Origin of the sequence: Mesorhizobium sp. M7A.F.Ca.CA.003.01.2.1, assembly GCF_003998945.1 — a bacterium.
GTDB classification, from domain to species: Bacteria; Pseudomonadota; Alphaproteobacteria; order Rhizobiales; family Rhizobiaceae; genus Mesorhizobium; species Mesorhizobium ciceri.
Genome location: NZ_RZRA01000427.1, coordinates 1 through 4655, shown reverse-complemented (window position 1 = coordinate 4655; position 4655 = coordinate 1). Strand labels below are relative to the sequence as shown.

The 4655-nt window shown below is 60.0% G+C and carries 7 protein-coding genes; 5 read left to right on the top strand and 2 right to left on the bottom strand.

What is annotated here, in order from left to right:
* Positions 1-143: 143 nt before the first annotated feature.
* From EN969_RS17885 to EN969_RS17865, 5 genes are read left to right on the top strand one after another with little or no spacing between them, the layout of a single operon-like run.
* On the top strand, positions 144-1115 hold the full coding sequence (locus tag EN969_RS17885; RefSeq protein ID WP_013532045.1) for a YVTN family beta-propeller repeat protein: 972 nt from the start codon (positions 144-146) through the stop codon (positions 1113-1115).
* Between the two features lie 29 nt (positions 1116-1144).
* The gene (locus EN969_RS17880; protein WP_013532046.1) at positions 1145-1588 is read left to right on the top strand and encodes a hypothetical protein; all 444 of its coding nucleotides are present in this window, start codon (positions 1145-1147) and stop codon (positions 1586-1588) included.
* A gap of 57 nt (positions 1589-1645) precedes the next feature.
* Positions 1646-2434, top strand: a complete 789-nt coding sequence (locus EN969_RS17875; RefSeq protein WP_063167850.1) for an ATP-binding cassette domain-containing protein — start codon at positions 1646-1648, stop codon at positions 2432-2434.
* Between the two features lie 35 nt (positions 2435-2469).
* Complete coding sequence (locus EN969_RS17870; RefSeq protein ID WP_050580490.1) at positions 2470-3306, top strand: ABC transporter permease; 837 nt, start codon at positions 2470-2472, stop codon at positions 3304-3306.
* A 53-nt stretch (positions 3307-3359) separates the two neighbouring features.
* Positions 3360-3935: a hypothetical protein gene (locus tag EN969_RS17865; RefSeq protein WP_244514294.1), complete on the top strand. Its 576-nt coding sequence runs from the start codon at positions 3360-3362 to the stop codon at positions 3933-3935.
* A gap of 16 nt (positions 3936-3951) precedes the next feature.
* On the opposite strand, the gene EN969_RS17860 is transcribed toward EN969_RS17865, so the two are convergent.
* On the bottom strand, positions 3952-4152 hold the full coding sequence (locus tag EN969_RS17860; protein ID WP_013532050.1) for a hypothetical protein: 201 nt from the start codon (positions 4150-4152) through the stop codon (positions 3952-3954).
* Positions 4153-4353: 201 nt separating this feature from the next.
* The coding region (locus EN969_RS17855) for a LysR substrate-binding domain-containing protein (RefSeq protein WP_245467457.1) at positions 4354-4655 on the bottom strand (302 nt) is incomplete at its 5' end.

Genomic DNA, 4655 nt, shown 5'->3' with positions numbered 1-4655 from the left:
TCTTGCTTGGCGACACCAAGTCGGTCGTCTCGACATCGCCACAGGAGGGCTATCTTCACCAGGTCTCCGAACTCGACACTCTCGGTGTCGATCAGCCGGAAACGAAGTGCGCTCTCAAGTAGAGTCAATCGGGAGGAATTTGCGTGCAGAAACGAGCTTGCGCATTCGCCATTCTCGCGGCCGGCTTCACGGCCAGCCCGGCATCGGCCTATACGGCTTACGTGTCCAACGAGAAGGACAACACGATGACCGTCGTCGACACGGCGACGATGCAGGTGGTGAAGACCGTCGAAGTCGGCCAGAGACCTCGCGGCATCACCATCTCGCATGACGGCAAATTCGTCTATCTATGCGCCAGCGATGACGACACGATCCAAATCATCGACACCGCGACACTTGAAATCGTCGGTACGCTGCCATCCGGCCCCGATCCCGAATTGTTCGTCCTCTCGCCCGACGGCAAGACGCTTTATGTCGCCAATGAGGACGACAATCTCGTCACCGCCATCGACGTCGAAAGCAAGCAGGTCCTGGCCGAGATACCAGTCGGCGTGGAGCCGGAAGGCATGGGTGTCAGCCCCGACGGCAAGACCATGGTCAACACCTCGGAAACCACCAGCATGGCGCATTTCATCGACACCGGCACGCATGAGGTGACGGACAATGTGCTGGTCGACACGCGCCCTCGCTTCGCCGAATTCAAGCCCGACGGCTCGCAGGTCTGGGTCAGCGCCGAGGTCGGCGGCACCGTCAGCGTCATCGACAACGCCAAACGCGAAGTGGTGAAGAAGATCCAGTTCGCGATTCAGGGACTGCGGGCCGAAACCATCCAGCCGGTAGGCATCGCCATCAGCGCCGATGGCAAGAAAGCCTATGTCGCGCTCGGCCCGGCGAACCATGTCGCGGTGATCAATACCGACACTTATGAGGTGGAAAAATACATCCTCGTCGGCCAGCGCGTCTGGCATCTGGCCTTCACGCCCGACCAGAAAACGCTGATCACCACGAATGGCAATTCCAACGATATCACCTTCATCGACACGGCCACCGACGAGCCGGTCCAATCGCTCACTGTGGGCCAGCAGCCCTGGGGTGTGGTCATTTCGCCCAAATAGCAGACATTGATCATCGGGAGGCTCAAGACATGAAACTTTGCCGTAGGTTTTTCTTCGCCGCGCTCGCCGGATTTGTCCTTGCTCCGATCGTAGCAAACGCCGACGATGCGACGTCAAAACCGTCGCGTGCCAGCAAGAACCTGCCGGAATTGATTATCGGTTCGGCCGATTCCACCTATGCGGTCAATCAGAAGGACTTCGAGCTGATCGCCGGCCAGGGCTATCGCTGGAAGATCACGTCCAAGGGCGGTTTCGAGTACAAGTTCGTGACCGATCTCTTCCGCAATGTCTGGATGGACCAGATCGTCATCAACGATTTGGAAGTGCATATGGACGGCGGACCGGCCTGGCTGGAATTCGACGACGCGGGAACGATCCAGGTGCAGTTCCATACCGTTCGCCCGGGCGAATATACCTGGTCGGTTCCCGACCTTGCCGACAAGGGACTGAAGGGCAAGATTACGATCAAGTAAGACAAAAGGCGATCAGGGGCGCCAATAGGCCAACGCGTCCTGAAGGAGCGATCCGGTATGCAGCATATGAGGACAAGCGGACCGGGAGACGAGGTGGCGGCGCTCGATGTCCGAGCCGTCAGCCATTCCTATGGCCAGAAGCGGGCGCTCAACGACGTCTCCTTCTCGATCGCGCCGGCGACTTTCACCGTTCTGCTCGGCCTCAACGGGGCCGGCAAGACGACGCTGTTCTCACTGATAAGCCACCTCTACGACACGCGTCACGGATCGATCCGCATCTTCAGCCATGACATTCGCCGCGCGTCCGGCGAAGCACTCAGGCGGGTCGGCATCGTGTTCCAGGCACGCACGCTCGATCTCGACCTCAGCGTCTACCAGAATCTCTCCTACCATGCCTCGTTGCATGGCATTGGCGGACGCGAAGCTCGCCAGCGCATTGCCGCGCTGCTGGAAACGGTCGACATGCAGGGCCGCCAGCATGACAAGGCACGCAGCCTCTCCGGCGGTCAGATGCGGCGCATCGAAATCGCCAGGGCGCTGCTGCACCGACCTTCCCTGCTCCTGCTTGACGAGGCGACCGTCGGCCTGGATATCGAATCTCGCGCGGGCATCCTCGCCACCATCCGCAAGCTCGTCCAAGCAGAGGGCATCGGCGTGCTCTGGGCCACGCATCTGATCGACGAAGTCGAAGACGCCGACCATGTCATCATACTGCGGCGGGGTGACCTGGTCGCCAGCGGCAAGGTGTCGGATGTGATCCGTGCGAACGGCGGAAGTTCGATTCGCGAAACCTTTTCGAAGCTCAGCCGCGTCGATGCGGCGGGCATGACGGAGACGTCGCCATGAGCGCCCCTTCGATGCCCGGAAAGGTCGCCGGCATCATGCCGGTGCGGTCCGAGCCATTCGGCCTGCGCCACTATCTCATTTGCCTGAAAGGCGTCGTCCTGCGCGAGTGCCTGCGCTTCCTGCACCAGCGCGAACGCTTCATTTCCTCGCTGGTCCGGCCGCTGGTCTGGCTGTTCATCTTCGCGGCCGGCTTTCGCCAGGTGCTTGGCGTGTCGATCATCCCGCCCTACAAGACCTATGTGCTCTACGAGGTCTATATCACGCCGGGCCTTTGCGGCATGATCCTGCTGTTTTCCGGCATGCAGTCTTCACTGTCGATGGTCTACGACCGCGAGATGGGCAACATGCGCATCCTGCTGGTCAGCCCGTTTCCGCGCTGGTTCCTGCTGGTGTCGAAGATGCTGGCCGGTGTGGCCGTATCGATCGTGCAGGTCTACGCGTTCCTGATCGTTGCCTGGTTGTGGGGCGTCAAAGCGCCGCCACTCGGCTATCTCTATGTTCTGCCGGCACTGTTCCTGTCGGGCATGATGCTTTGCGCGCTCGGCATGCTCTTGTCTTCGCTGATCAAGCAGCTTGAAAACTTCGCCGGCATCATGAACTTCGTCATCTTTCCCGGCTATTTCGCGTCTCCGGCGCTGTATCCCTTGTGGCGCATCCAGGAGGCGAGCCCCCTGCTCTACAAGATCTGCCTCTGCAACCCGTTCACCTATGCCGTCGAACTGATCCGTTTTGCCTTCTACGGGCAGATCGAATGGCTGTCGCTGGGCGTCGTCGCCGGCTGCACGCTGCTGTTCCTGGGCGGCGCCATCATCGCATACGACCCTTCGCGCGGTTTGGTGATCCGCAAACAGGACATGGGAGGAAACGCCTGATGGCGCGAATGAGACTTGTTCACACTCTGGTTCTGGTCACCACGCTTGCGTCGATGGAGGGCGCCGCCGCGGCAAACACCGATCCCGACTGGCCCTGCATGCAGCGTAAGGTGCCACAGCTCTCGCTTGGCCAGATCTGGAATGGGCCGGAGCTTCCGGCGACCGCGAAGGATTGGGCGAAGGATCCAGGCGTGTCGGCGCTTGTCGATGCTGTGGCGGCCCGGCGGACGCCGATTGCACAAGCCCAGAAGGAGATCAAGGATTTCGCGACTTCCCTACCGCCCGAGCAGGTCGCAACCAAAATGACGATGCTGGTGCAGGGAATGTTCGATCACATGGACGCCGAGCGTTCGCACGTGATCTCCGGCATCTCCCGCTATGCCCACAAACAGCTGGAAATGGCGGCACAGTTGCGCAAGGAAGCATCCGAAGTGGACGCGCTGCGCGCCAAGGCCGATGCGGATCCGGACGAAGTAGAACGGCGAACCGATCAACTGAATTTCGCGACGCGAATTTTCAACGAACGCGTCCAGTCGCTGACTTATGTCTGCGATGTGCCGACGATAATCGAGCAGCGGCTTTACCAGTTGTCGAAGACTGTCTCGGAAACGCTCATCGTGAAGAAATAGACCTTGGCCGCCTGTCTCACGACTCTCTGCCAGGCAGCACACGCCAGCGCTGCACGAAATAACCGGGATGCGTCTCGATCCACCTTGCCACCAGCGGCTGCGCCTGCATGAAGGCAGTCCCGGGATTCATCGCCAGACCGTCTACCATTTCCTCGCGTTGTTCGCAGGTCCGCGGTCCATCCGTCAGGCAGACCATCATAACGAGTGTGTAAAGCATTACCCCTTTTCCCCATCGAATTCCCGAACCCATACCCGGGAGAGTTCCGAACAGTCTGCAGGGGTTGCACATACAGATCGCTTACGGTGTGAAAGGACGTGGCCCCCGCTCTTTCGCACTGCAACATAACATATCGCTTATATAATACCAACGAGCGCGGGCGTTCTCCACCGGACTTTCATCCGTTGCGCTCGTGCAGTGTCATCCAGCCTTGTCTGGATACAGCTTTCCGAAAAGGGGCAGGTACATTGCGCCCTTGCGCATCAGGAAATCGTTGAATGTGGCCATCGCCGGCGAGATTGCGTGATCGGTTCGCATCACCGAGAACCATTGTCGGCGGATCGGCATGCCGACAACGTCGAGGATGACAAGCCGGCCGGCCTCGGTTTCCGCAGCGATGGTGTGAGCAGAGATGAAGGCGATGCCCAGACCAGCCATCACCGCCTGCTTGATCGTTTCGTTCGAGGCCATCTCGACACCGAGGTCGTCGATGCGCCCAGGCA